The sequence below is a fragment of the Mariniblastus fucicola genome (assembly GCF_008087665.1).
GTDB classification, from domain to species: Bacteria; Planctomycetota; Planctomycetia; order Pirellulales; family Pirellulaceae; genus Mariniblastus; species Mariniblastus fucicola.
The window spans coordinates 5,693,435-5,718,534 of sequence record NZ_CP042912.1; the positions used below are offsets into that span (position 1 = coordinate 5,693,435).

General features: G+C 53.7%; 14 protein-coding genes. 8 read left to right on the top strand and 6 right to left on the bottom strand.

Going from position 1 to position 25,100, the window contains the following annotated elements; genetic code table 11:
* The first annotated feature begins 201 nt into the window (after positions 1-201).
* On the top strand, positions 202-1,170 hold the full coding sequence (locus MFFC18_RS21340; protein WP_075083860.1) for a deoxyhypusine synthase family protein: 969 nt from the start codon (positions 202-204) through the stop codon (positions 1,168-1,170).
* Between the two features lie 49 nt (positions 1,171-1,219).
* Here MFFC18_RS21340 and MFFC18_RS21345 read toward each other — a convergent pair whose 3' ends face one another.
* The gene (locus MFFC18_RS21345; RefSeq protein ID WP_075083859.1) at positions 1,220-4,519 is read right to left on the bottom strand and encodes a protein kinase domain-containing protein; all 3,300 of its coding nucleotides are present in this window, start codon (positions 4,517-4,519) and stop codon (positions 1,220-1,222) included.
* Positions 4,520-4,608: 89 nt separating this feature from the next.
* Complete coding sequence (locus MFFC18_RS21350) at positions 4,609-5,973, bottom strand: ATP-binding protein (RefSeq protein ID WP_075083858.1); 1,365 nt, start codon at positions 5,971-5,973, stop codon at positions 4,609-4,611.
* Between the two features lie 320 nt (positions 5,974-6,293).
* On the opposite strand from MFFC18_RS21350, the gene MFFC18_RS21355 reads away from it, so the two are divergent.
* From MFFC18_RS21355 to MFFC18_RS21380, 6 genes are all read left to right on the top strand, one after another.
* Positions 6,294-7,490 carry an EAL domain-containing protein gene (locus MFFC18_RS21355; RefSeq protein ID WP_075083857.1) on the top strand — a complete coding sequence of 399 codons (1,197 nt, stop codon included), beginning with the start codon at positions 6,294-6,296 and terminating at the stop codon, positions 7,488-7,490.
* A 246-nt stretch (positions 7,491-7,736) separates the two neighbouring features.
* Positions 7,737-7,901 carry a 50S ribosomal protein L33 gene (rpmG, locus tag MFFC18_RS21360; RefSeq protein ID WP_075084131.1) on the top strand — a complete coding sequence of 55 codons (165 nt, stop codon included), beginning with the start codon at positions 7,737-7,739 and terminating at the stop codon, positions 7,899-7,901.
* Positions 7,902-7,931: 30 nt separating this feature from the next.
* Positions 7,932-8,657: a class I SAM-dependent methyltransferase gene (locus MFFC18_RS21365; protein WP_075083856.1), complete on the top strand. Its 726-nt coding sequence runs from the start codon at positions 7,932-7,934 to the stop codon at positions 8,655-8,657.
* The gene (locus MFFC18_RS21370; RefSeq protein WP_075083855.1) at positions 8,654-8,971 is read left to right on the top strand and encodes a P-II family nitrogen regulator; all 318 of its coding nucleotides are present in this window, start codon (positions 8,654-8,656) and stop codon (positions 8,969-8,971) included. The genes MFFC18_RS21365 and MFFC18_RS21370 overlap by 4 nt, the downstream gene beginning before the upstream one ends.
* Positions 8,972-9,050: 79 nt before the next feature.
* Positions 9,051-10,040 carry a DUF2231 domain-containing protein gene (locus MFFC18_RS21375; RefSeq protein ID WP_157665100.1) on the top strand — a complete coding sequence of 330 codons (990 nt, stop codon included), beginning with the start codon at positions 9,051-9,053 and terminating at the stop codon, positions 10,038-10,040.
* 445 nt (positions 10,041-10,485) lie between these two features.
* Positions 10,486-16,200 carry a hypothetical protein gene (locus tag MFFC18_RS21380; protein WP_075083853.1) on the top strand — a complete coding sequence of 1,905 codons (5,715 nt, stop codon included), beginning with the start codon at positions 10,486-10,488 and terminating at the stop codon, positions 16,198-16,200.
* A 156-nt stretch (positions 16,201-16,356) separates the two neighbouring features.
* On the opposite strand, the gene MFFC18_RS21385 is transcribed toward MFFC18_RS21380, so the two are convergent.
* The gene (locus MFFC18_RS21385; RefSeq protein ID WP_148619031.1) at positions 16,357-18,636 is read right to left on the bottom strand and encodes a site-2 protease family protein; all 2,280 of its coding nucleotides are present in this window, start codon (positions 18,634-18,636) and stop codon (positions 16,357-16,359) included.
* Positions 18,637-18,716: 80 nt separating this feature from the next.
* Positions 18,717-20,813 (bottom strand): efflux RND transporter periplasmic adaptor subunit, encoded by a 2,097-nt coding sequence (locus tag MFFC18_RS21390; protein WP_075083851.1) that lies wholly within the window; start codon positions 20,811-20,813, stop codon positions 18,717-18,719.
* A 411-nt stretch (positions 20,814-21,224) separates the two neighbouring features.
* Between MFFC18_RS21390 and MFFC18_RS25840 the strand changes: the two genes are divergently transcribed.
* Positions 21,225-21,326: a 50S ribosomal protein bL37 gene (locus tag MFFC18_RS25840; RefSeq protein WP_390176063.1), complete on the top strand. Its 102-nt coding sequence runs from the start codon at positions 21,225-21,227 to the stop codon at positions 21,324-21,326.
* 232 nt (positions 21,327-21,558) lie between these two features.
* On the opposite strand, the gene MFFC18_RS21395 is transcribed toward MFFC18_RS25840, so the two are convergent.
* Both MFFC18_RS21395 and MFFC18_RS21400 read right to left on the bottom strand, forming a co-directional pair.
* A complete protein-coding gene (locus tag MFFC18_RS21395) occupies positions 21,559-22,443 on the bottom strand; it encodes a transglutaminase family protein (protein WP_075083850.1) in 885 nt (294 codons plus the stop codon).
* On the bottom strand, positions 22,440-25,046 hold the full coding sequence (locus MFFC18_RS21400; RefSeq protein WP_075084130.1) for a circularly permuted type 2 ATP-grasp protein: 2,607 nt from the start codon (positions 25,044-25,046) through the stop codon (positions 22,440-22,442). Before MFFC18_RS21400 ends, MFFC18_RS21395 begins: the two co-directional genes overlap by 4 nt.
* Positions 25,047-25,100: the final 54 nt, after the last annotated feature.

Genomic DNA, 25,100 nt, shown 5'->3' on the forward strand with positions numbered 1-25,100 from the left:
GCTTCTGAAAAGCAAGCCGGGTGCCAGGCAAGCGAAAGTTCACCAAACGTGGCGAAAGCGTTGTTTTGCGTTCCAATTTCTGCCAAAATCTGCGGCGCGATGATGCCAGAACCCAACGTGTGGAATCAACGCATCATCAGGACGTTTCGAATTCGCCACAAGGCGCTAATCTCTGGGCAGCCAACAAAACGCTGAGAATCCATGACCGGACCAGTTTCCAAATTTCTGGAGCAAAATTTCAGGCATTTCAACGCACGCGAGACACTCGACACAGCAAAATCGTGGTGCCAATTCCTGGAAGATGGAGGGAAGGTGCTGGTTAGTCTGGCGGGCGCGATGAGCACCGCTGAACTTGGCGTCTCGCTGGCGCGAATGATCCGCGAAGACAAAGTCCACGCGATCTCATGCACCGGCGCGAATCTGGAAGAAGACGTATTCAACCTCGTCGCCCGGGACGAATACCACATGGTGCCGAACTATCGCGATCTGTCGCCCGACGACGAATACGATCTGTTGCAGAAAGGATTCAATCGCGTCACCGACACTTGCATTCCGGAAACCGTGATGCGGCACGTCGAACACAACTTCATCGCAGTCTGCGCTGAAAACGAAAAGTCGGGAACCCGGATGCTGCCGGCCGAGATCTATTTCGAACTGTTTCGTCAGGGCGTTCTCGAGCCGCACTTTCAGATTCCGCGTGAAGATTCGTGGTTGCTGGCCGCGTGGGAAAAGGACATTCCGGTTTACACGCCCGGGTTCGAAGATTCGACGCTGGGCAACATCTTTGCGGCTCGAGTCATCGAAAACAAACTTTCAACGCACGATTCGATCAAATCAGGAACGGCTCAGATGCAAGAGCTTGTTAACTGGTACCTGAAAACGGATGCCGAATCCAAAATTGGATTCTTTCAAATCGGCGGCGGCATCGCAGGCGATTTTGCAATTTGCGCCGTGCCGCTGATCATTCAGGATTTACAGAAAGATATCCGACTGTGGTCGTGGTTCGCCCAAATCTCGGATTCGACAACGTCGTACGGTGGATACTCTGGAGCTGTACCCAACGAGAAGATTACCTGGTGCAAACTTTCAAAAGAATGCCCGCGTTTCATGATTAATTCGGATGCCTCGATCGTCGCGCCGCTAATTTTTGGCTACGTTTTGGGCGATTGAGCTCGAGCTTTTCGCAGCAACGCGAATTAGCTGCCGAGCGATCTGCGACTTACAGCAAATCATCCAGACTGGTCCAGTCAATATCGTCGCGAGTGTGAATCCGTTTCACCAGTTCCACCGCGTCGGGCCGTTTTACCAACAGGCGAAACGCGACCGCGGCCAACGAGACATCGTCGGCTTCGAAACAGATTGCAACCTTACCGTCGGTTCCGTTGACGACTGTATTCTTCAGTCGACAATTGACTTCAATCAATTGCGGCAGACGAGTCTCGCCGGATTGTGTCGGCATCCCCAGTAGCAGTCTCATTTGCCCGCCACAGTCGTTGACCAGCGGTTTGGCCTCGTTGATCAAACCGGTCATCCACTGGAATAACTGCTCCGGTGCGATATCGTGCTCGCGAATCATTTCTTCAACCGAAAGCCGTTCGTTGACGCTGCAGATCACCTGCTGAGCCGCGGCACGCATCTGATTCGGAAGGTTGTATCGCAGAATGGAATAGTCAGTCAGGACGTGCTGAAATCCACCTTCCGGGCTAATCAGCGAATGGAAAATACTTCGCTCGACCTTCTCAGCCATCACGTCGAGTTTTGCTTCGACCTGATCCAACAACAGCCGCTGGGGGTCGAAAGTATTCGTGCCGTGTTCCAGATCGAATGCGTCGCTAGTATCGAAGTACTCACTGGCGACCATCTGCAGATTCATTTTGACCTGCGCCACAACGGTATCGATGGGCTGTAGGTCGTTGAGAATAATCTGTACAAATTCTCGGGAGATCCGTTTTACAAACTCGGTTTCGCGTTCGGCACAAAGCTGCACGAGGTGCCGTTCCAGAAAATCCTCGCTTTGATCCATTTCCGCGTCCGGCGACTGGCAATGGGCGATGACTTCAACCAGCGAATTGATTCGGTTTCTGGTTTCATCCAGATCGCGTGCAATGTTTGTCAGCCACCCACGAAAGCGATGTCCCAGGTTGGCAGCTGTTGCTTCGACAGCACCCAGGCACAGGTTGTCGAGATTCAACATTCTATAGCAGGCCTTGGTAACCATGAACTCGCCAGCAACCGGGTCGATGGTCAGAAACTGATCCATCGCCTTTCGCAATTCTGTTGTATTGGCGCCCGAGATCCCAACGGTGTCCTCCGACCAATCGCCATAGACTCCGTCGAGCATCCGGTTCAGTTCGGCTGAATCGTGAGCAGATTCTCGAGCAGCCTGCAAAATCTGCTGTTGGTCTTCGATGCGAAACCGAACGACTTCGGCCTGCACACGTTTGCGAATGCCGGACTCCTCAACGTCCAGTTGCGAAAGAATCGCTTCGGCAAGCATCGCCGGATCGTCTTCCTCGTCGTTGCCAACGCCGCTCCATCGCTGGATCAGTTTTTGACAGAGTTTTCCGACAAGAGCCTCTCGCTGCTTTTCATCACCGGCCATGGTTGTGGCGACGCCCATCGTCCGCAACGCAAAGTGATTCATTTCGAGTTCACTGGCTCTACAGGCTTCAAAGAATTCGCTGCAACGGGTTGTTGCAGCCAGTGAAATGTATTCTGCAACCTCATCGAGCTTGGCATCAAAATCTGACTGGTTCAGGTCGTCGCCCAACTCGGTATAGTATGTATGCTGAAACGGACCTTCCTCGTCAAACTCGGGAATTCCGAGGTTCGAGTCTCCCGGATAACCCTGCTCGTTGAAATGTCGCATCTCGGTCAGGAACGCAAACGCGTTGGCTGACGACAGGCCTGGATCACGAGTTCGCTGATACGTTGAATGCAACAAAACACCCGTAACGTGATCGTGCTTGATGCCCTTCTCGGCCAACAACAGCTTCACGGTGTAGGCCAGATCCAGCATCATCCCGCTTCCCACACCGCCGCTGATCGACGACACGATATAGACGCGTGGCGATTCCACGTCGCCCGGATTCATGCTTAGCTTGTCCGCTGTCCGGGCAAGGTTCTCGGCCTTTGTAAATTCGTCAATCACCTCCTCCAGCCGATCGCAGATGGTGGAAAAGTAGTCGGCGAACACAAGTCGACCGAGCGGACGGAGCCCTTCGGTTTGCAATGTTCGTGGTACGTTGTAGATCCAACGACGACTGAGCCAACCCAGATGAACTTCCGCACGTGCCCGGTAGTCTTCCGGTTTGCGGAGCGGAGTTTCGATCGTCTCGAGCGAGCTTACGGAATCGTTACTCGCTGCCTCCAGACGAGCCAGATCTTTGCGATCGGAGTCGATAAACAGCGATCGAATCGAGGGAGCGGCTTCGTTGTCGCCGGTCCGCATCAGCAATTTTGCCTTAAATTTTTGGCCAACGCGATTTGCCGTCTGCCCGATCGTAATCACGAGCGTGGGATGGATTTTCGAACTCGAACCGTCACAGTTCGGCGGCTCAATCGCAACCATGCTGTCTGACTGGAACGGTAGCGCCCCGTCTGAGACCATCTCGGTCATATCCAAACGGCTTGAATCTTCGTTGGAGTAAATCAGCGTCTCAGAACCGCCGCCGTTGCGAGATTCAGTGCGCCTTCTGGCGATTCGAACAGTCCGGCGTTGCTTCCTCAGGTCATCAACAAACGCCATGCAGGATGGATAACGGACGTTGGGATCCTTGGACAACGCGCGAGCGACTGCCGCATGATCACCGCGAGGAATCGGACGCAAATTCGGTTTGCCATGTACATGCTGGGCCGCAAGTTGGGCGGGAGTCGTGCCTGGAAACGGACGTACTCCGGAAATCATTTCACAGTACATGATCGCCAGCGAATACTGGTCGCTGCTGGGCGCAGGAGCACCATCGAAGAGTTCTGGCGCTGCATAGGCCGGCGTCATGCCTTGCATCAACGATTGCGACGCAGCCTTGAGATCTTTCATCAAACCAAAGTCAGCGACTTTGACATGGCTTCCGACGAGCAACAGGTTTTCCGGTTTGACGTCGAGATGTTGCAGTGATTTTTCGTTGGACAGAAAATCGAGAGCTTCAGCCGCGTTGGCCATGAACCGCAGCATCTCATCGCGAGGAATGCCCGGCTCGCCCCTGGAAACATACGAGTTGAAATGATCGGCCAGGCTGGCATCGGCAAGCTCGGTGACAACGATCAACTGACCTTCGAAAACTTCGATACGCTCCAGAGACAGCAAAAACGGATGGCGCAGTGACTTGACACGATCGAGGGCTTTCAGTTCCGCCTGAGCCCGTTTCTCGTCATGAAATCCATAGACGATCTTGAGCGCCTTCTTGAGTCCGCCCGGCCCTTCGACCGACCAGACCTCGCCGAAACCGCCGGATCCGATTCGTTGTTCAAGTTTGTAGCCGAGAATTTCTGCGGCGGGTTCTTTTGGTTTGGTTGACACTTCGATTGCCTTCTAACCACATCTGGAAGCTGGGGATGGTGATTTGTAAAAGTGGAGCCCTTCGACTCCTCGCGGTTTCTAGCCAGGTCCTACTGAGGCCCGACGGCTTTCGCCAATGTTCGCGGTGCTCCTTCGAGCACGTCTGTGAAATAGCTCTTGGCGACCCGATCAAAAAACTCTGGTCGAAGCTCCATCGGTATATCGTTGTAGACACAAAAGTTTCGAATCTGGCTGAGCAGATCACGAGGGTGACAGCGTCTCAGTCGTCGATTTTTGGGGATGTAATGAGTCTGTAACAGATAGTCGACGACTCGCTCTTCATACTGGCACTTGAATTTTTCGCAGTAGATTCGGAACAGCAAGTGAAACTCCTTCGTCGACGGGTCCGCAATTTCGATCTTGTACGGAATGCGACGCATAAATGCTTCGTCGACAAGCTGTGACGGTTCGAGGTTGGTCGAAAAAATGATCAGCTGTTCAAACGGAACCTGAATCTTCTTTCCAGTAGAAAGCTGCAGGAAGTCGATGCGACTTTCGAGCGGAACGATCCACCGGTTCAACAGCTCCTGCGGTTCGATTCGCTGACGCCCAAAGTCATCGATCAACAAACATCCACAGTTGCTTTTCATTTGCAACGAAGCTTCACTGACATTGCTGTTGGGGTCGTGTCGAATTTCGAGTGAGTCCATGGTCATCTCGCCACCGACGACAACCGTCGGTCGCTTGATCTTGACCCAGCGACGATCATGAGCGTACGCACTCATCAAACTGTCACCATCGTCTTGAGCACGATGATGGTAGGCGGCATCGAACAGTTTGATGATTTGCCCGTCTTCGTAGATCGCGTGCGGGATCCAGATTTCCTGGCCGAAACACTGAGTGATTCTTTGGGCCAGCGTTGACTTTCCGTTTCCCGGTTCGCCATACAGGAAAAGCCCGGCGCCTGAGTTAATCGCCGGTCCAAGGCTTTCGAACAGCGTTTCGTTGATCGAAATGTCACGGAACGCATTGCGAAGCTGGCTGCGTTTGGGGGATTCGGCACGGATCGATTGCGCTTCAGCGCTCAACACATAATCCATTAGCGGCACCGGTGCTGGTCCCACGTAAGAGCAGGACTGGGAATAGACAATTGCCCGGTCGCGGCCATCTTCAGTCAGTGAGTAGTTGTAATCGTTGAGTGGAGCCGAGCCCTTATGAACAATGAACTTTCGCAGACGAAGCGTTTGATAGAGTTCTTCAAGAATTGAAAACGGCAAGCAAAGATCGTTGGCCAGCTGCCGACCGCTGCTGACTCCGATGTTCGAGAGTCGTTTGACGATCAGTGACTCGACCAGTGAGATCGGCAAACCGGTATCGGACAACGAAGATGGCTCGTTAGGACGAAACGATTCGTCAGCCATAATCGTCGCCAAAAGGCTGTTGCTCAGCGAGGCGTTGGAAAGTGTGTCAGACATGATGGACGTTGCAGATTCTGCGAAGGGACAATTTGAAGTCAGTAAACGTAGATCACAAAAAGCGACGTTTAGGTCAAAAATACGGTCTTTCGGGCGGAAGGTGAAATCACTCCCATCGCTTTCCAATCGTCACGACCCTCAAAGTCGCGCAGAGGCTTGCCCTACTGAACATGGAACAGACGAAATCTGAAATCCCCAGAAAATCGCACGACGCATCCTTACAAGGAACGTAGAAACTTCTGCGGATTCGCCTGATCGCAGTCTGCACCTTGTTGAACCCCGGTAAATTTCAAGCAGTCACTTCCTGTTGACGATTTTCAATGACCACCAGCAAACAACTTCAATCGGCCAATCCAACTCCTGAGGTTTTCTCAGGATGGTTCCTGTCTGGACAAGTCGACGAGTCCGAGCCACTTCGGAAGTTTCCAGTTCACTCCGATCCCTTTACCGTCGGCCGTCAGTCTGACTCTTCGCTTTGCCTGCCAACGGGCTGCATCTCCAAGAACCATGCAGAACTCACGTTCCGCGATGACGGAACGTTGATCCTGAGAGATCTCGGCAGCACCAATGGGACTTATGTAAACGGCGAAGTAATTACAGGCGACACCGTTGTTAACGAAGACGACATCATTCAGTTCGCAACGATCGTTTTCCGAATTGGCAGCGACGACGTTGAGTCCGTTGGCAACACAATCGCCGAAGACGTTTGCGATCAGGCGCTGGCGATCATCCAGTTCGAACGGTTGATCAGCGACGGAGGTCTTTATCCTCACTTTCAACCGATCGTGACGCTCGCCGACCAGAAACGAATCGGCTATGAAGTCCTCGGCCGAAGCCGACTGTTCGGTTTGCAGTCGCCTCATGAAATGTTTACCGCTGCTTCACAGCTGAATATGGAAGCTCAACTTAGTGAAGCTTTCCGTCAGCGTGGCGTTGAAATCGGCACAGCGTTTGGCTCTGACTGCAACCTGTTCGTCAACACTCATCCGAAAGAGCTGGACCGAACAGAGTTCTACGAATCACTGAAGACTCTACGTGAATCTGCTCCTGACCAGGCAATCACCCTGGAGATCCACGAAGCCGCGTCGACCAATCTGACGATGATGCGAGAGCTTTGTGCGTTTCTTAAAGACTACGAAATTCACCTGGCGTTTGACGACTTCGGAGTCGGCCGCGCAAGACTGGTCGAGCTTGGAGAAGTCCGTCCGGACTACCTGAAGTTCGACATGAAGCTGACCAAGAACATCGAAATGGCACCTCCAAGCCGACAGGAGCTGGTGGCACTATTTGCGAACATGGTCAACAGCTTGGGGATCAAGACGCTCGCAGAAGGCGTTGAGACCCGGGAATGTCACGAAATTCTGGTCGAAATGGGGTTCCAGCTTGGTCAGGGTTACTACTACGGTCGCCCGTCACCGATCTCGAAGTACACCAAATCCGACTCAGACCCGCAAACTGACCCGGATCTGATCGATGGAGGCCAATCCACCGGCCCCATTAAAATCGAAGAAATCTAGGACTTTTCGATTCCCTGAGCCAGCGACAGCCGTAAATTGCTGGAGCCAAACCCGCTTTCGGGCCGATACGCTGACGAGCAGAGAGCTTTGTGGCCAGCAGCGCCACCGACGTGCATGCAAAACTGGCTGGAATCCTTGGGATTTCCGCATGAATCACGTTTTATCGCCTTAACGGGCAGTTTCAGCTCTGTTAAACTCTGCCGCTCGAAAAAGATCCTGTATTGCTCGCATCTGGCGGGAAGAAAAATGGCTAAAAGCAAGAAGAAACTCGAAGTCGTGCACCTCGTTTGTGAAGAAACAGGCGACTACAACTACACGCTCCGCCGCAAGTCTGGTGGCGAGAAGCTGAAGCTCAAGAAGTACAGCCCGCGTCTGCGCCGTCGTACGCTTCACGTTGAAAAGAAAAAGTAGGTTCTGCCCAGAACCTGACTTCTTTTTGCCATGCTCAAACGAACGCTCGAACCGGAAGTCATGGACTCTGCGCAGGATGCGCTTGAGTACAACCGGATGGACCATGGCGCCGTCAACGTTAATTTCGTTGACGACTTTCTGCAGTTTCTCTCTGCTCACGGCAAGCGCCTGAGGCTTGCTGATGACCCGTCGTTTGACGATCTGGAAGACGACTATCCGGACGTCATTGCCAGTTTCCTGGACGTTGGCACTGGAACCGCGCTGATCCCGATCGAACTCTGTAAACGCAATCCGGAGATTCGCATCATGGCGATCGACCTTGCGACCAGCATGCTGGATCTCGCGATTCAAAACGTGGATATCGCCAGCTTTCGCAACCAGATCCAGTTGGCTCAGGTCGACGCAAAAGATTCCGGCTACGAAGACGGGATGTTCGACGCCACGATCTCGAACAGCATTATCCATCACATTCCCGAACCTTCGATGACGGCTTCGGAGATGATTCGCACGACGCGAAGCGGCGGCGTGATCTTCGTCCGCGACCTGATGCGTCCCGATTCGGCACAATCCGTTGACTCGTTGGTCGAAACCTGGGCGGGCGAAGAGAGCGATTATTCCCGGCGGCTGTTTGGTGAATCTTTACACGCTTCATTGTCACTGAACGAAATGAAAGAATTGGTCGCTGAGTTCGGTGCCTCGCCCGACACCGTTACGGCGACTTCTGACCGGCATTGGACGTGGGCGATGGTTCGATGAAGCAAATTCTGGCCGTCATCAAGCCCTATCTCGTTGAGAAAGTCATTGCTGAACTGGCCGGTTTCCCGATTGAGGAAATTGCTATTCGCGAAGTAAAAGGCTTCGGCCGTCAAAAAAATTACCTCGACCTATATCTCGAAAATGAGTATTCGGGGGCGTTCATTCCGAAAGTCGAACTGTCAATTTGGTGCAGCGATCAGGATGCCGAATCAATCGTTGATGCAATGGTGAAGGTATCCCGAACAGGCAGAATGGGTGATGGCAAGATCCTGATAATGCCCGTTTTTGAGCAGCGAATTGTCGGGGAAAAATAGTGCAACGCCGTGCATTTGCTTGCGACCTCATTTAGAATGACGCCTTCGTTTATAGTCACTTGTTTTGATGTATTCGGCCATGAGTCATCGTTTTCGATCTAGCGTTCTGTTCACAATCTTCTGCTTTGTTCTGCCAGGCACGGCGTTTGGGCAAATCGATTTTGAGTCGGACATCAAACCGATCTTTGAGAATCACTGTATTGCCTGCCATGGCGGCGATGATCCGGCTGATTTCAGTATCGCCGACAAAGACGGCACGCTGTCGTATGTGATCGAAGAAGACGCGGAAAGCAGTGATCTATATACCGTATTGATCGCTGAAGATGAGTCCCATCGGATGCCGCCACCGAACACGGCCAAGCCTCTGTCGGAAGTGCAAATCGAGTTGGTGAAAGCGTGGATTAACGAGGGAGCCATCTGGCCTGATGAACTTGAATCCGAGTGGGAGCAAGTTCCGCTTCCTCCCGCCGAAGATTCCCAGCTGCCGTACCGAGCTGCCGGTTCGCTGCATCCGGCACTGGTTCACTTGCCAATCGGTTTGTTGTTGGCTTCGGGACTGTTTGCGTTTCTGAGCCTGCGTGGCAACTTCGTGATGAGCGATTGCGCCTATTACTGTTTGTGGCTCGGCGCGATCGGGTCTGTCTTTGCCTGTGCTTCCGGTTGGTTCTTTTCTGAAATGGAAGGATACGGAACCGTCAAAGAAGTCGCCGACGTTCTCGACCAGGACAACGCCATGTTCTGGCACCGAATTACCGGGTTGGGAGCTTCTGTGTTTGCAGTAATCCTGGCTCTGTTCGCTGCGAGTTCACGTAACAAGGATCCGGACGATGGAATCATGTGGAAGCTGGCTGCGATTCTGTTGGCTTGCGGCATCGGCTATGTAGGCCATGAGGGTGGAGAACTTCACTACGGCGAAGATCACTACAAAGACGCCAATGCTCTCATTGAATCATTCTTCCCCAGCAACGCCAAGGAAGATGGAGACCGGACGATCGACGAAGACGCTGATTCGGGCGATGACGCTCCAGTGAGCGAAGACGGCACTGAGATTCAGCCACTTTCAACGTAGTCGAACACTCAATGAAACCCGATGGGATACCTCGCTGAGACTCGTCTCAACGTTTCGCTGCAACGCGGTGGGATGCTCCGCTCACGAATTGGGTCATGTTATTCGCCCAAAGTGAACTTGGGCTAACTGGCAGGAGCGCTGCGCGTCGGATCTGCTACGACGCTCCAAATGTTGGATTTGGTCCGGGAAACTTGCTCTTTTGGCGCGACAGTTGCGCGCTATCTTCGACGCGGAACAGGAACGACAGTTTGGGGATTTTTGTCGTTTTTGAGCGTTTCTTGTGGAGGGTTTTGCAGAATATGCACCCTTTAATTACTTTAGAGTATCTATCCATCTGACTTATTGCAGTCGCTCGTTCTTATTGCGGCCTGTTAATTACTTATTCCGATTCATCCGCGCACCATCGGTTCCGCCGATTGGCAACTGTACGACCAAGGAACATCTAATGAGTTCTAAACGCACTCGCTCTCTTCCACGATTTTCCAAAACCAATCTGCGAAAGGTACTCCACGCAAAATCGATGCGGCGATCACCAGCTCAGAAGCATTCCTACGAGAGCCTTGAGCCACGCCAGTTGTTGACCGCAGATATCGGGATCAACTTCACGTCCGCGAACGACGGAAGCGGAGTTTCCAGCAACGCCAACCCACCGAACATTTCCGCAGCGGTTGGAGAGAATCACGTTGTTCAATTCCTCAACAGCGGTTTTTCGATCTACGAGAAAGACGCCGGCGCGGCGCTGCTGCAAAGTGGAACGCTGGAAGATTTCTACACTGCCGCCAACAATGGTGTTGCTCCTGTTGATGACGACGGAAACGCGGTCTCATTCGATACTCCACGGCTTGTCTTCGATTCCGGTTTCGATCGTTGGTATGTGGTTGCAGTCGACAACCAGGATCTCAACGACGATCTGCCGCTGCTCCAGGGGAACCGCATTTGGATCGCTGCCTCAAACACGCCGGATCCAACCGGTTCGTGGAAATCGGGAAGCATTCAACTGGACACGGGAACCTTTGACGAAGATGGAAATCTCGTCTACCTGTTCGGTACAGAGCGTATCACGATGTCCATGGATGAAGTCGGCATGTCGATGTCGGCGCAAGAGTTCACGTTCACGCTATTCGGCAAAACACCGGTCGGCAGCGCTGTTGTGGGCCTCCCTCAAGTCGCACTTTTCGGTGGAGACATTGAAACGGGACGCCAGGAAAACATCCGCGGAATCACCAACAATCCTGACGATGCGGACGGGGACGGAATTCCAGACGGTATCGGATTCGAGATCCAGTTCGGACTCGACACGACGATTGATCCGCAAACGTTCCCTGTCACTTCGACTCAATCGTTCTTTGGATTGGCGATCGATGGTGAAGGCGACGGCGATACGTTCCCGACCGGACGTCAGGGCGATGAGTTGGTTTTGACTGAGTTCACTCGTGAAGGAACGCCAAACGTCGATCTCAATCTCACGCAAGGTGAATCGGCCGTCATTCCAATCGACTTCTATCGCGAGCCAGATGTTGTACGTCAACCGACTGACATTATCCGTGATCGTGACTCGACTCTGTTCAACGCGTCGGTTGCCCAGGAAGGCGACTTTCTCTATGCCGTGCACTCAGTTCGGGCTGTCGTGACTCTTGATGACGGGACTCAGGCAGAAGGACCGAATGCGGTTCTGCGATGGTACAAAGTCGACACAACTCCGGAAACAGATCCAGACACCGGCGAGCTGATCTACCTGGTCGACCACGGAACCATCGAAGCCGCCACCAATGACATCGACTACATCGACCCGTCTATCGACGTCAGCCCCAACGGTACAGTTGCGATTGGATACACCGCGACAGGCCTGAATCTTTTCCCAAGCTCCTACATCAGCATTGCGGTTCCGTCATCGGGCGTCGACTCGCCTTTGGCTTTCAATGACCCAACTGAACTCAAGGCCGGAGCGTCAACGTATATCGACTTGGCCAATGGCGGATTGCCAAACCACTTCTGGGGACGATACACAACGACCGTCAACGATCCGTACGACCCAAACAGCTTCTGGACTTTTCAGCAATACACGGACGCCAGCAACAACTGGGCGATTCAAGCGACTCAGGTTGGCGCGACTGACACCAATCCGGTGATCGATGTCACGCCTCCCGATCTCGACAACATCATCGAAGTTAATCAGGTTGGCGATCTTATTCAGGTCGTTGTCGACGGCACGATCGTCGGCGAGTACGACTCCGACGGGATTGGTACGCTAACAGTTAACGGTAACGGCGGGATGGACCAGTTCATCGTCAACGTTCCCGACCTCGATGCTGCCGAAATCTCGGGATCGTACATTCTTGTCGGTGACGGCGACGACAAGCTTCAACTTGACGTTTCCAGCGATACCGTTTGGCAGTTTGACGGCGGCAATGGCGTCAACATCAACAGCGGCCGAATTCTTGCTGATGGCATGATCGAATTCCGCAGCGGAGATGGAAATGATCGCTTTAACATCCCGACTTCAAACTACGACTTCCCGATTTACGCGGGTGCCGGGAACGACGTGTTTGTTGTTGAACAGGACGTTACCGGAAACCTTCAGCTATTCGGGGAAGCAGGCGATGACATTTACAATCTTCCAGCATCATCCTTTGCCGGAACAGCAATCTCTGACTCCGTTGGCTCTGAGAATGACCAACTGACGTCAACGGGAACCGATGGCCAGGACATCATCGCCGTCGGCGAAACGGAGATTACGATCAACGGTATCGTCGTTCCTTTCGATGACGCATCGACGGCCTGGGGCATCGAAACGTTTGCAATCGATGCTTACGCGGACGACGACACGTTCAACATCACGTCAACGACTCGTGGCATTGGATTGTTCGGGCAGCGTGGCGCAGACGTCTTCAATGTGGCAGAGACCACGCAGCAGACCGGTGCGACATCGTTCATGATCGACGGTGGCGAAGACGTTAACACTTTGAACGTCTATCAGAACGATGCGTTGGTACCTGGGACAGTTACAGCGGAATCTGCCCGAATCACGAATATGAGCAACGTTGATGTTGAGTTCGTTGCAACCGGAGGATCATTCAACGAAAACCTGTTCGGTAGCGAAACGCGTTCCGATACATTCGAAGTCCTTAGCGTCGCGGCGGGCAATGACCTAAAAGTTTACGGACGCGCGATGGACGACGTGTTCTTCTTCGAAACGCTCGTTGACGGAACCGTAGAGTTGCTTGGAGGTGCCGGCGACGATGGCTACGGCACAAACATTGTTTCCATCTTTGATGTCGTCGTTACGGACTCACTGGATGACGAAACCGACTTGTTATACGTGAGAATGACGGCCGGCAATGACATCATCGCCGTCAACGAAAGTGGATACGTATTCAATGGCATGGCCTATCCAACCGCAAACGCCAGCTTTAGCGGAATCGAAGACTTTGCTCTCGACGGATTTGGCGGAGACGACACGTTCAACGTGACGCGAACCACGACGGTTGCCAGTCTTTATGGCTCAGCCGGCGACGACATTTTCAACATCACGGACCTGTCTGCGACAACCGGAACCACTGAACTCAGAATCGATGGTGGTACTGGCAACAACGAGATGTATGTCAGCCGTTCAGCCATCTTTGGGGGAGCAGTTGCCGGAACTGAAATCCAGATCGAAGACAATCGCATCGTCGGCATGACGACAGCGGACATCGACTACGTCGCAACCGATGGAATCTTCTCTCTGATCGAACTTGAAGGCACCATGGGAGCGACAGCAGGAGACGACATCTACGATGACATCTTCCGCGTCAACACGCTTGGCGATCAGACATTGCTTCGCATTAATTCGCTTGGCGGTAACGACTTGATCGACGTTGCAGCAGCGGCAGCAGGCGACATCGAAATCGATGGCGGACTCGACGACGACCAATTCCTCGTTGATCTTGCTGGTTCCGTAGACCGAACCGTGACTGTGTTTGACACCGGCGGTGTGGATCGGCTTGACGTCTTTTTCAGCGACGCTGCAGAGACGATTGATGTCATCGACACGATCGGCAGACTTGAGTACGCCATTGCTGGCAGCTCCGTCAACGCAAACCCTGATCTTGAGACGCTTGCCTTGCATGCCAGAGGTGGAGATGACCGCTACACGGTAACAGGCACGACCACAGACAATCTGATTCTCGCTGGTGGAGCAGGTGACGACACTTACGATCTCGCAAACGTGTTTGGCGATACGATGGTTTCAATCATCGACAGTGTCGACGCTGAAAACGATCGCCTGACGGTTGAAGGCACCACTGGTGACGATGTCTTTGAAATCAACGAGAACAGTTTCCTCATCAACGGCAACACGTTTATGGTCTCTGACCCGATGAACGCCAACGTTGTCGGAATCGAGTCTCTGGAAGTTAACGCTCTCGACGGCGACGACACCTTTATCGTGAATTCGGCGACTCGCGGATTCGCGTTGCTCGGCGGCGACGGTAACGATCACTTCATGATCCACGACACCGCGGCCGACGGTGGCGGCAATGATCTGGTGATTGATGCCGGTACAGGCGCGAACACAATGGACATTCAGCGTATCGCTGGCACTCCAGATTTCGCAGTGATTCAGGACAGCTACATTGCGAACGTCGCCAAATCCACAATTCGGTACTCGGCGACCGGAGGTAGCTTCACTGGAGGCAATGGCGGAATCACGATTCGTGGTCTGGACGATGTCGCTGACTCGTTCCTTGTCTTTGGCGTACTCGCTGAGAACTCAGTCGAACTTCTGGGCGTCGGCGGCAATGACTACCACCGCATCACGACCGACGTCGAAGGCGATGTGTGGATGGACGGAGCTTCCGGTCGCGATCGTTATGTGTTCTTCCTCGACGAAGACAAATCTCGAAACCTTCGTGTTTCTGATTCCGGACTCGATGCCGAAGTCGATCGAATCAACGTCTTCCTTGGTGAAAACAGCGACAACGTCGTTCTTGATGGACCGGAAGTTGCCTTAATCAACGACACGATGTCCTTCCTGCCTTCGATCGAAACTGTCGAGATTCTCGCCGGTGACGGAGACGACCAGATTGACGTTCGTGCATTCGACGGAGTCAGCTTCCTGCGAATCAAAGGCGAAGACGGAAACGACACGCTTGCAGTCAATCGTGCGAATGGAGTTGAGAACGTCATCCTGATCGGCGAGGCCGGCAACGATACGTTTGATTTGGCCGCTGCATCGCAGACCGGCTATCTCGGTGCAAGCGGAAATGATGGCGAAGACTTCTTCCGCGTCGGCGAAGACTTCTATCGCAACGCCAACATCAACGGCGGCAACGATGACGACCGGTACGACATTTCGTTTGCCGATCGAGGTCAACGCAACCTGGCAGTGGCTGACTCTGGAACTGGAGGCAACGACACGGCGATCGTTCGAGCGACCGATGCGACAACGCGAACGACCTTCCGTGCCTCCGGCATCAACACTCAATACCAACTGGTCAGCACGACCCGTCAGCTTGAGTCTCTCGAGTTCCTGGGAACTGAAGGACGCGACATCGTGACAATGTTCGCGGTACCTGTCGTAAACATGTCAATCGACACGATGACCGGTTCGGACATTCTCAACATCAACAGTAACAATGGTGCGGAGAGCCTCGACATCGATCTTGGAGCCGAAAAAGACGTCGCCAATATCGTTTCGACTGCTGTGGGAACTACGATGACGCTGGACATGGGACGCGACGATGACCTCGTCAACATCGGGTCTCACCTCGCAGCGGACAGCGGAAGCCTGGATGCTCTTCAAGGTGTTCTGGCGATTAGCCTCGGACAGGGAAGTGACCGTCTGTACCTGAACGATTCGCAATCCGCGGGTGCTCACGGATACACGCTGACCGACAGCCAAGTGATGAATGACGCAGCAGTTCGAGCCAGAAACTTCTCTGGCCTGAGCTACTCGGGAGCCGAATTCCTTCAGATCCGCAGCAACGCCCAGTTCAACCAGTTCACTGTCTCACCAAGCGATTCCGTGAAGTTCCTGTTGGACGGTAACTTGCCGCAGAACAATCAGCTGACAGTGACTGGATCGGGTGACGGACGTGAACTGTTCATGACAGACGCCTTTGCCGGCATCTGGTCGTTCGACAGCCTTCGCGAAATTCAGTTTGAGCAGTTCGCGGTCTAGGCGATACGAGGTTGCGAGCTTGAGTTCAGGTAGTCGAAAGATTGCGACCTGAAGACTTCGGACCGAAAGACAACCGCAGCATTACATGAAAGCCGGCGCAATTCGCACCGGCTTTTTTTGCGCGGTTTCATTTCCCTGTCTTTGATTCCGGATGGTTTACATTCGGAAGTTCTGATTGATCCACCAAAGAATTCTTGAACCGAAGGAGCGATTCGGGCAGCGGACGCGAACCTTGCCGCTGAGTCCGATCTTCAAGCTACGGTCGGTATCCGTGAGCGGAATCTCCGCGTAGTAGTGCAACCGATTCAGGTCATACTGCGGAACCAGTTCGCTGACCAGGTCCGGAATTCGATTTTCGCGAACTCGAGGATCCTGTTGCTGAGCCGCCAACAGCTCGTAGTCGTCACGATTGATTGAAAGATCGGTCACGCCCACATCGCCGACTTTTGCCAACAGCGTTTCATTCGGCCGGGAATGCAATCGAATGCGTGCGTCCTGGCCGGCTTCAATGAATTTAACCTGTTGCTCGCTGAGCAAAACGATTCCTTTCCAGCGGTCCAAATCAGCGACTTCGCAAAACCTTTGACCTGCTCCCGCGGATACGTTGTCGAACTTTTGTATCAAAAACGGTTGCTGGTCGACAAGCAAATCTTCGTCGACTGCCTGAGCCGGATGGCGATACGGTGTTTCCATGATCGTTCCTGCGATCGGCGATCGAATCGTCAACTTCATGGCCCGAAGTCTTAAATCCGACAGCAACGAAATGGCTTCGTCGACTTCCGCCTGAAGCGCCCCCACCTGACTGGAGCCCAGCCCACGAAGCATTTGTTCACGAGCGGCGACCAGCTGAGCCTGTTTGACTTCGACACGACCCTCGGCCTCGAGCAGCATTTCTTCAAGCTCATAGTTCCGCAGCCGGGCAATCTCCTGCCCTTCTTCGACCCGGTCGCCCGGATCCACATAGCATTCGTCCATCACGCCAGGTTCTTCAACGTAAACCGCAGCCATGGTCTCCGGCACGACGACGACGTCGCATCGCATCAAATGCGGAAACGGAAATAACAGCAGGCCGGCAATCACCGCTGCAATGATCGACAACACTCCAAAAAATCGTTTCTTTTTCACCTGATGCATCCGACCTGGAACAGACATGTAACGGTAAAGCTTGTAGCACGGCATCACCACGATTCCGATTAGCGAAAACATCGCGATTCCGATCCCCAGCGACTCCAGACCGTATGGCTCAAGCCACCGCATCAGGAATAGCAGAATCGAAAACATGATCACCCATCGATAGCAAAACGCTGCGACGGTGTAGCTCGCGAATGCGGCCGGACGGTTGGTGGGCATCAACGCATCGTCCGGAATCTCCAACCCCAACCAGTGCCGCCCCAGCAACGTCGTCAGCGCCTTGGTCGACTTCTGCCCCATGTTGGGAATCTCCAGAATGTCGCTAAGGATGTAGTATCCGTCAAAACGTAGCAGCGGGTTACCGTTGAACAGCACCGTACTGATCGAGCTGACCAACATCACGCGCAGGCAGATATCCTGAACCAAACCGGGTTGGACGAACCACCAGACAAACGTCGCGATCGTCGCCAGAATAATTTCGACATACATCCCTGCCGCGCCAATCGCAGCGCGATGCCACTTGTTCTTCAATCGCCAGCTGTCAGATACGTTGCAGTACAAACAGGGAGTCAGCACCAGCAGCATAAACCCGATCTCGTGGCATTCGCCGCCCAGCCGTTTACAGCTCAACCCGTGCCCGAACTCGTGGAACATCTTGGTCACAGCCAGCACGAGCACGAACAGGTACCACTGCTTCGGATCGAAGAACGCGTCGAAGCCCGGCAGCTTTGCCTGAAACGCACCCCAGTTGATGATCACGCTCATCAGAGCGATCGAAGCGAGCACACAAACCAGATAAACCATGGGCTTGGTGAAAATCCACCAGGTCCATTTGTTCAGCCAGTTGAGGATTCGTTCCGGATCAAAGCCACGGTATCGCACCGCAAGGATGTTGGAGAGCATTTGAAAACGCTCCATCCGGTTGTTTTTGTCACCACGCTTGAGCAGTTCGATGCCCTGCCCCGGCATGTTCGAAACCACCAGCCCGTCCTGATGAAAACGGGTTAGCAGCTGTTGCAGTTCCTGTCGTGTAATTCGTTTCGGCGCGTACTTTTCGTGGTACGCGTCCTGCAGCTGGTCAATCGTGATCTCGCCATCGAGCAGCGTCAGCAAATAGTGAACCTGAGGCGGGAATTGGTAGTACTTCTGCCCCAACGGCTCCTTCACGACGAGATATTCAACGCCCTGATAGACCTGACTATCGAACGTCAGATCGGGACGGATCTTCATCCGCACCGGCGGGCCCATGGGTGGCTTGGGCGACGGCTCCTTGAGCGGAGAAGCAGGAGAAGGGATGAGTGACATGGATTTATCTAAGGAGTGATCAAGCCGAGCGAACGCTCAACTCTGCGAATGAGCCGAGCCCTGGCTCAACCGCTTCGAATCTAGAACCACCAGACATTGGTTTGCCACCAGTCGATGATCTGGTGAAAGCAGGCTTTGTAAAGTGGCACTTTTCCGCAGTGAATTTTGACGGTCGCTCCGGCACCATGGCGAAGCTCTTTAAGATTCAAACCGTCTGGTTCCACTTTGATGATGCCGCGGTACTTCTGAATCCCTGACTCGTCCGTGTGGGGGCGAATGGAAACGCGCTGCAGCTCGCCACGATAGGTCTTGCTTGGATTGGTGCTCAATGCGAACTCGGCCACGATGGCATCGTTGTTCCTGTCATCATCGTCACGGGCGTCTTTGAGCGCGCGATCAACATAGCCGACTTTATTGTGCGGAATATTGACTTCCAGTTGCCACTGTCCGTCCAGCTCCGATAGCGTCACCAGCGTCTGATTCGGTTCCACGACCAAGCCCTTGAGCCGCTGTTGTGGATTCCATGTGACGATCGTGCCATCAATTGGCGCACGAACTTCGAGCACTTCATTCATCACGCGCTGATCGTTTTCGATCATCTCAATGGTTTGAGCTTCCTGAGCCTTGTAGGCCGAAAGCTCGGCTTGCAAACGAGCTTGCTGTTGCGTATCCGAACGTGCCGCGGCCATCTGGCGGTACGCTTCGTCAGCCTGAGCCCGGATCCGTTTCAGTTCTGTCTGGCGAGCGTCCATCTGTTGCTTGCGATCGTAGTCGACCATCTTCAGCAACAGCGCATCCTTCTGGACTTCGTCGCCGTCCTCAAAGTTGACTTCTTCGATAATCCCTTTCGACGTCGAATAGACATGCCGGCGCGTCTCGGGATGCAGCACGCCGTCGACTTTCATCTTCAGTTCCCACGGAAGAAAAATCATCGCCAGTGTCAACAGCGCCAATGCAGCCAAGCCCGTCAGCGTTTTCTTCAGATGGTCGCCGAACAGCGTTTGCTGCAACCAGCCAAGCTTTTTCAAAATTGGCTGCAGGAAAATCTCGCCGTGCTTTCTGGCGTTTTCCAGGGCCAGCTGAGATTGTTCAACCACCAGCTGGCAGTCGTCATGAATCGCCTCTTCGGTGACGTCGTCATCGAAGTACTCCAGCACGATCGCACCGAGCTTGCGAACTTTTTTGTTCCGCTTGGTCATTTCCAGATCAGGCACATCATCCGGTCGAATCGCCAACGGAATGACCGCCAGGGTTCGGCTGTGCGATTCATCCAGATAGTCATTAATCTTCTTGGCCACTTCGGGCGCAATCGCTTCGGTGCCTCCGGTTACCCAGAAAGTGGAATCCGCGCCGACGCTGGCCGTCGCGACATTGCCAAGTTTCCGAACGACGTTGGCCCGATTGTCAAAGCGATCCTGACTGGAGATCGCAAGGATCTTGCAATTCTTTCCGTTCCAACGACCCACGCTGACACGGTCTGCACCAAGAACGCGACGCGCTTCGTTGGCGATCGCGTAAGCAGTTTCCTTGAAGTCGATCGAACGATGAACTTCGCTAATGAACTCCATCTTCTCGGTCCACTTTTCAGACCGCTTCGCGACGGTGGTGTTCTCCTGACGCTCATGCCAACGCTGAAACAAAGCCGCGATCTGTGTCAGGAATCGAAGATATCCTTCCTGGGCTTGCGGAGAAATGTCTCCACGTTGAATCAGCTCGACGGCACCGACGGCGTCTTTCTGTCGATTGAGAACCGGTGAAAAAAGCATCAGAAACGGAGACGTGACTTGCGACGCTTCCGCGGTATCAGAATCTGCAGACGACGCGTCCGGATTGGCCTTTCCAGTAAACGCTTCGGACATGATACCGACGGGCATCTTCTGGCGCACGACATCAAGGATCGCGCGATTATGTTGTTCGTTCTCCGGATTGAGAACTTCTCTGGCCTCGTCGTGCGGGGCTTGCCCGGAATGATGGGTCAGCCGAGGAACACCTTTGTTGGTGATTTGCCAAAACAGGGCTCCGTGTGCCCCCGTAATCTCGACCAGCTTTCCAAGAACTTCGTCGCAGAACTGGTCGAAGTCCTCTGAGGTTTGGGAAAGTTCAGTTAGTCGACGGATGACTTGACGAACCTCTTCCTTGATCCTGTCTGCGTTTTGCGATTCGGTCTGAGTTGACATGCTGTCGGTGACGCCGTTTTTTCAAGGAGGTTGGATTGGGCTAATTTGACTCGTTGCCGCGCGAGGAGGGCCCGATGTGTTCAAAGCACAACGGGAAATTATAAAACGCAGTTATCCCAATGGAAACTTAAAGATTTACGACGACAACATGGATTGCGTTCAAATGCCTGCGATTTCTTAAGATGACAGGATTGTGTCGGTCATGGTGTCCAGAAGCCACTTTGGCCAGCTGCCATGCTGTCCGAGTCAAAACAAGGGCCGCGAATGCCTGTTTGACTCGAATCTCGGGCAATTCACGCGTTTTTCGCCTTTGACAAAGTTACCCCGGTTGTTACGATTTCGCTGTTCATCGGCCGGACAATCGCCGAAAAGACTAGTTCAGACCAAAAAGATCCATCGGGGAATCCAACCATGGCCAAGCCAACTCATAAAGTTAAAAAAGCCAATCACGGCAAACGTCCCGCCAACAACCGCGGCCGCAAAGCCAAAAAGAAGAGAATCAAAACTCCGTAGCTGGAGGCTTCGTTTTCCGGAGCGATTCGCGACTGAGATATTGAGATATTTAAAAGGCAGGCCTGATCGGGCACTGCCTTTTTTGATGGGCGGTTTCCTAACAGGACATCAAGCGGACTTCTGTTCGAAAGACTTGCTTGCAAACGAGGTCTGCTTCGTCCTCGCGATCTAACGCTGCCGGCGAGAGCGAACTGGCGATATGGACAAGCCGCCGCGAGTCAGGAGAAGCTTTCTACTTGTCCCCAATCGGCTCGACGCTCACGGCCACAGCCAGACTCTGCGCAGCGTTTCCAACGATCACGCCTTTAACAGGACACACATCACTGTATTCCCGGCCAATGGCAACTGTGATGTGATCGTTGCTCACGATCTGATTGTTGGTCGGATCAAGATCAACCCAGCCAATTGCCCTGCCGCACCAGACCGATGCCCACGCGTGCGACGCGTCCGCACCGACGAGAGCTTCCTGCCCTTCCGGTGGAATCGTCCGGATGTATCCGCTGACGTAACGCGCCGGAATACCAAGCGACCGGAGGCATCCGATTTGGAAATGGGCAAAGTCCTGACAGACTCCGCTTCGTTTCTCAAATGCTTCCCGAATTTCGGAAGTCACCGACGTCGCGTTGGGATCGTATTTAAACTCTTCGAAGATTCGTCTGGTCAGATCGACAGAGGCTTCCAGGATTGGCCGTCCAGCCGGAAATGAAATCCGGGCGTATTCCTCAAGCCCGCTAAATGCGGAAATTCCAGGCGACGGGCAAGCGAACTGAACGGCGTCCAACTCTTCCTGTGTGGCTGTTTCGACCAACGCCGCAACAATCGTCTCCCATGGAGAAGTCGTCGAATATTCGGGTGGCTCAGGACGTTCGACGTCCACCACGCACTTGGCGGTGATGGTCAGGCGGCGATGAGGCTGTTCGACATTGAACTGGGCACTTTGATTGCCAAAATAGTCCGTGCGCTGAGTAATACTGAGCGGTTCAGGAGTAACGAGCAAACGGAATTTCTCACACGTCTGCCCTGTCCAGTTCCCTGGTTGCAAGTGCACAATGTTGTAACCGATCGCAACATCGCCAGGGTAGTCGTATCGAGTCGTGTGCGTTACCGAATACTTCATTGCGACCGCCGTTTGTTGGCTTTGGAACGTCGACCAATATCACCGATTTGTCGCGAAGTATCCGCGTGTACGAAGAAACGATTTGAAACTGCCGCGTGAAGTTCAGGCAAACTTTCCTCCCAGGCCTTGAGCAGTTCTTCCATCGGCTGAGTTTCGTTTAACAGCCAGGACTCCGCCACCAGCTGAATGTCGGAAGAGCGAACCGAGTGCAGTAGAAAACTGGACAGCCTTCGCTCGGGAGCCAGCCCTGCCTGATCAATATTGTCTGGCAACTGCTGCACGTGTTCATCCAGTTGCGCCATCTGCCAAACCAGAGATCGCGGATTGGTCTCATCAGTCACCAATAGATCCAGCACTCCTCCCAACTGGTAGTTGGCGAAATAACGGGAGCGATAGGTCATGATACTGTCGGCGACTTCCAACGCCGTCTGCAGTACCGGATCGACGGGCTCGACTTTCGGCAGAAACAAAGAACGCAACATAAAGATCAATTGAGTCGCATGCTCCAGCCGACGTCCGATCTGAACGAATCGATAGACCTGATTCCGCGTCATCCCTTCCGCAGCCTGGCCGCTGAGCGCCGACACATCGACGACCAGTTCGTCCGCAAGCGCCAGAAGGCTCGGCAAATCCGGTTGATCGATGTCAATTCTTTCGTGGATCCGCAAAATCGTGCGCCACGTGTCGAGCGACATACAATTGCGTTCCATCTGCCCCAAACGCAACAGCTCGTTGACTGACGTGGCGATGCTTCCGGAATTACTGGCGTCAAGAATCACAGCCGGCAGCAGTTCTGCCAGCTCGGGCAAGGACGTTTTGAGTTCCTGAATTGCAAACGCGGGCTCGATCTGGCCCTGCATCGCCAGGCACCGCACCAGAACGTGGACTTCGACACGCGATTTGGCTCGCCGTTCACCGATCAAACGGTGGATCGTGCTGCGAAGCACACATGACGAAAAGTAAATCCGCTCGATCTGCCGCCCCATCCAAAACAGGTTGTCGGCCGACCGGCTGGACAGTTCAAAGCCACTGCGACGGGGCGCGAGTTTTTGCGAAACGCTCAACGCACGAGCAGCATTGGCGTCGTCACCTGACTCTACCCAAACGTCTTTTCCGCCTTCGCCTTCGTTGATCGTGATGTACAACGGATCCTGCAGTTTCGAAGTTCGCCCCAGCCCGCCTTTCATCACCTTGAACCCGTCGTCTGTGCTGACGGCAAACGTTCGCAGCGCCAACCGGGCGGACTCCATCGATTCGCCGCTCCAGACAGGAACGCTGGATCGATCGACACGTTCCTGGGCGACATAGTTCATCGGATTCGCCAGCAGCTTTGATTTGCGTTGCTCCAAGGAAAGCTCGCTCATCTCCGTTCCGGCTTCGAACGAACGACTGCGTTCACGAAAAGCTGACTCGAGCGTCAGATGATCCAAATTCTCGAGCACGAACTGCAGGGATTTTGGGTCGCCGCACCACCATGTGGCAACGTTCGGAATTTTAAGTTCTTCCGACATCAATGCCTGGCAGATCTTTCCGCCGTAAGCCATCAGTGCACGCGACTCAACCAGGCCACTTCCGATTCGATTGGTAATCGCCACCTGATTCTGCCGATACGCGTTCACAAGGCCTGGCGTACCGATGGCCGTCGCGCCGTCGAATTCCAAAGGATCACAATCGAGGCTGTTCTTGCGGCGAAGGATCAAGTCAACGGGTTTGAGCCCGGCAAGTGTTTTGAAATGGACACCATCGTTGCGTACGGTCAGGTCATCGCCACGGACAAGCGTGTAGCCCAACGTTCGCGCAAGGTAGGCTTCTTCAAAAAAGTTACGACCGGTCATCCCCTCACCCAATAACACGCCACGTGCTTTGGGTTTCCCGTCGGCAAGGTTCAGCAGACTATTTTGAAGCTGGTCGTAAAAAGGGCTGAGCTGGGCGACGTTACACTTCTGGAAAATCTCCGGGAACGCATGCGAGAGCACAATTCGGTTTTCGTGTGCGAACCCGATTCCGGACGGCGACTCGGCTCGATCGTTCAAAAACCACCAGCGACCGTCCGGAGAGCGTGCAAGGTCGAACGCGACAAGCTGCAAGAACTGCTTGATGTCCGAATCTGAATGCAGCCCTCGCAGAAACTGCGGATGAGCGTGTAGCAGCGTGGCCGGAATGACTTTCTCGCGAATCAATCGCTGCGGGCCGTATAAATCCTGCAGCAACAGTTCGTACATCGTCGCACGTTGGGCAATCGCTGCCGAAAGCTCTTTCCACGTCGCGCTATCGATCACGACAGGAATCGCATCCAGTTGCCAAGCCCTGATTTTTCGACGCTGCCGAACGGAAACCATGCCAGAGACTTTACGGGCAAGATGTCCCGCCAGGCCGACAGAGTTCTCGTCCACCATCCTGCGAGCCCGTTGCCACCTTCGGTTTAGCCGCGCAACACCAAAACTCGACAGAGCATCGTGATAATCGGAAACATGGTCGCGAGGCTTGTCCTGATCAAAGAATTCGTCATACGAACTCCCGACTTTGTACTGCGCGAACGGATCCGAAGCCGACGTTTTCGGTTGGCTTTGACTTTGAGATTGTGACTGGGTTTGCGATCTCACTCGGTGATTGTCCGGTTCATTCGGAAAATTGGAAGCCATACATCTTAGCGTGCA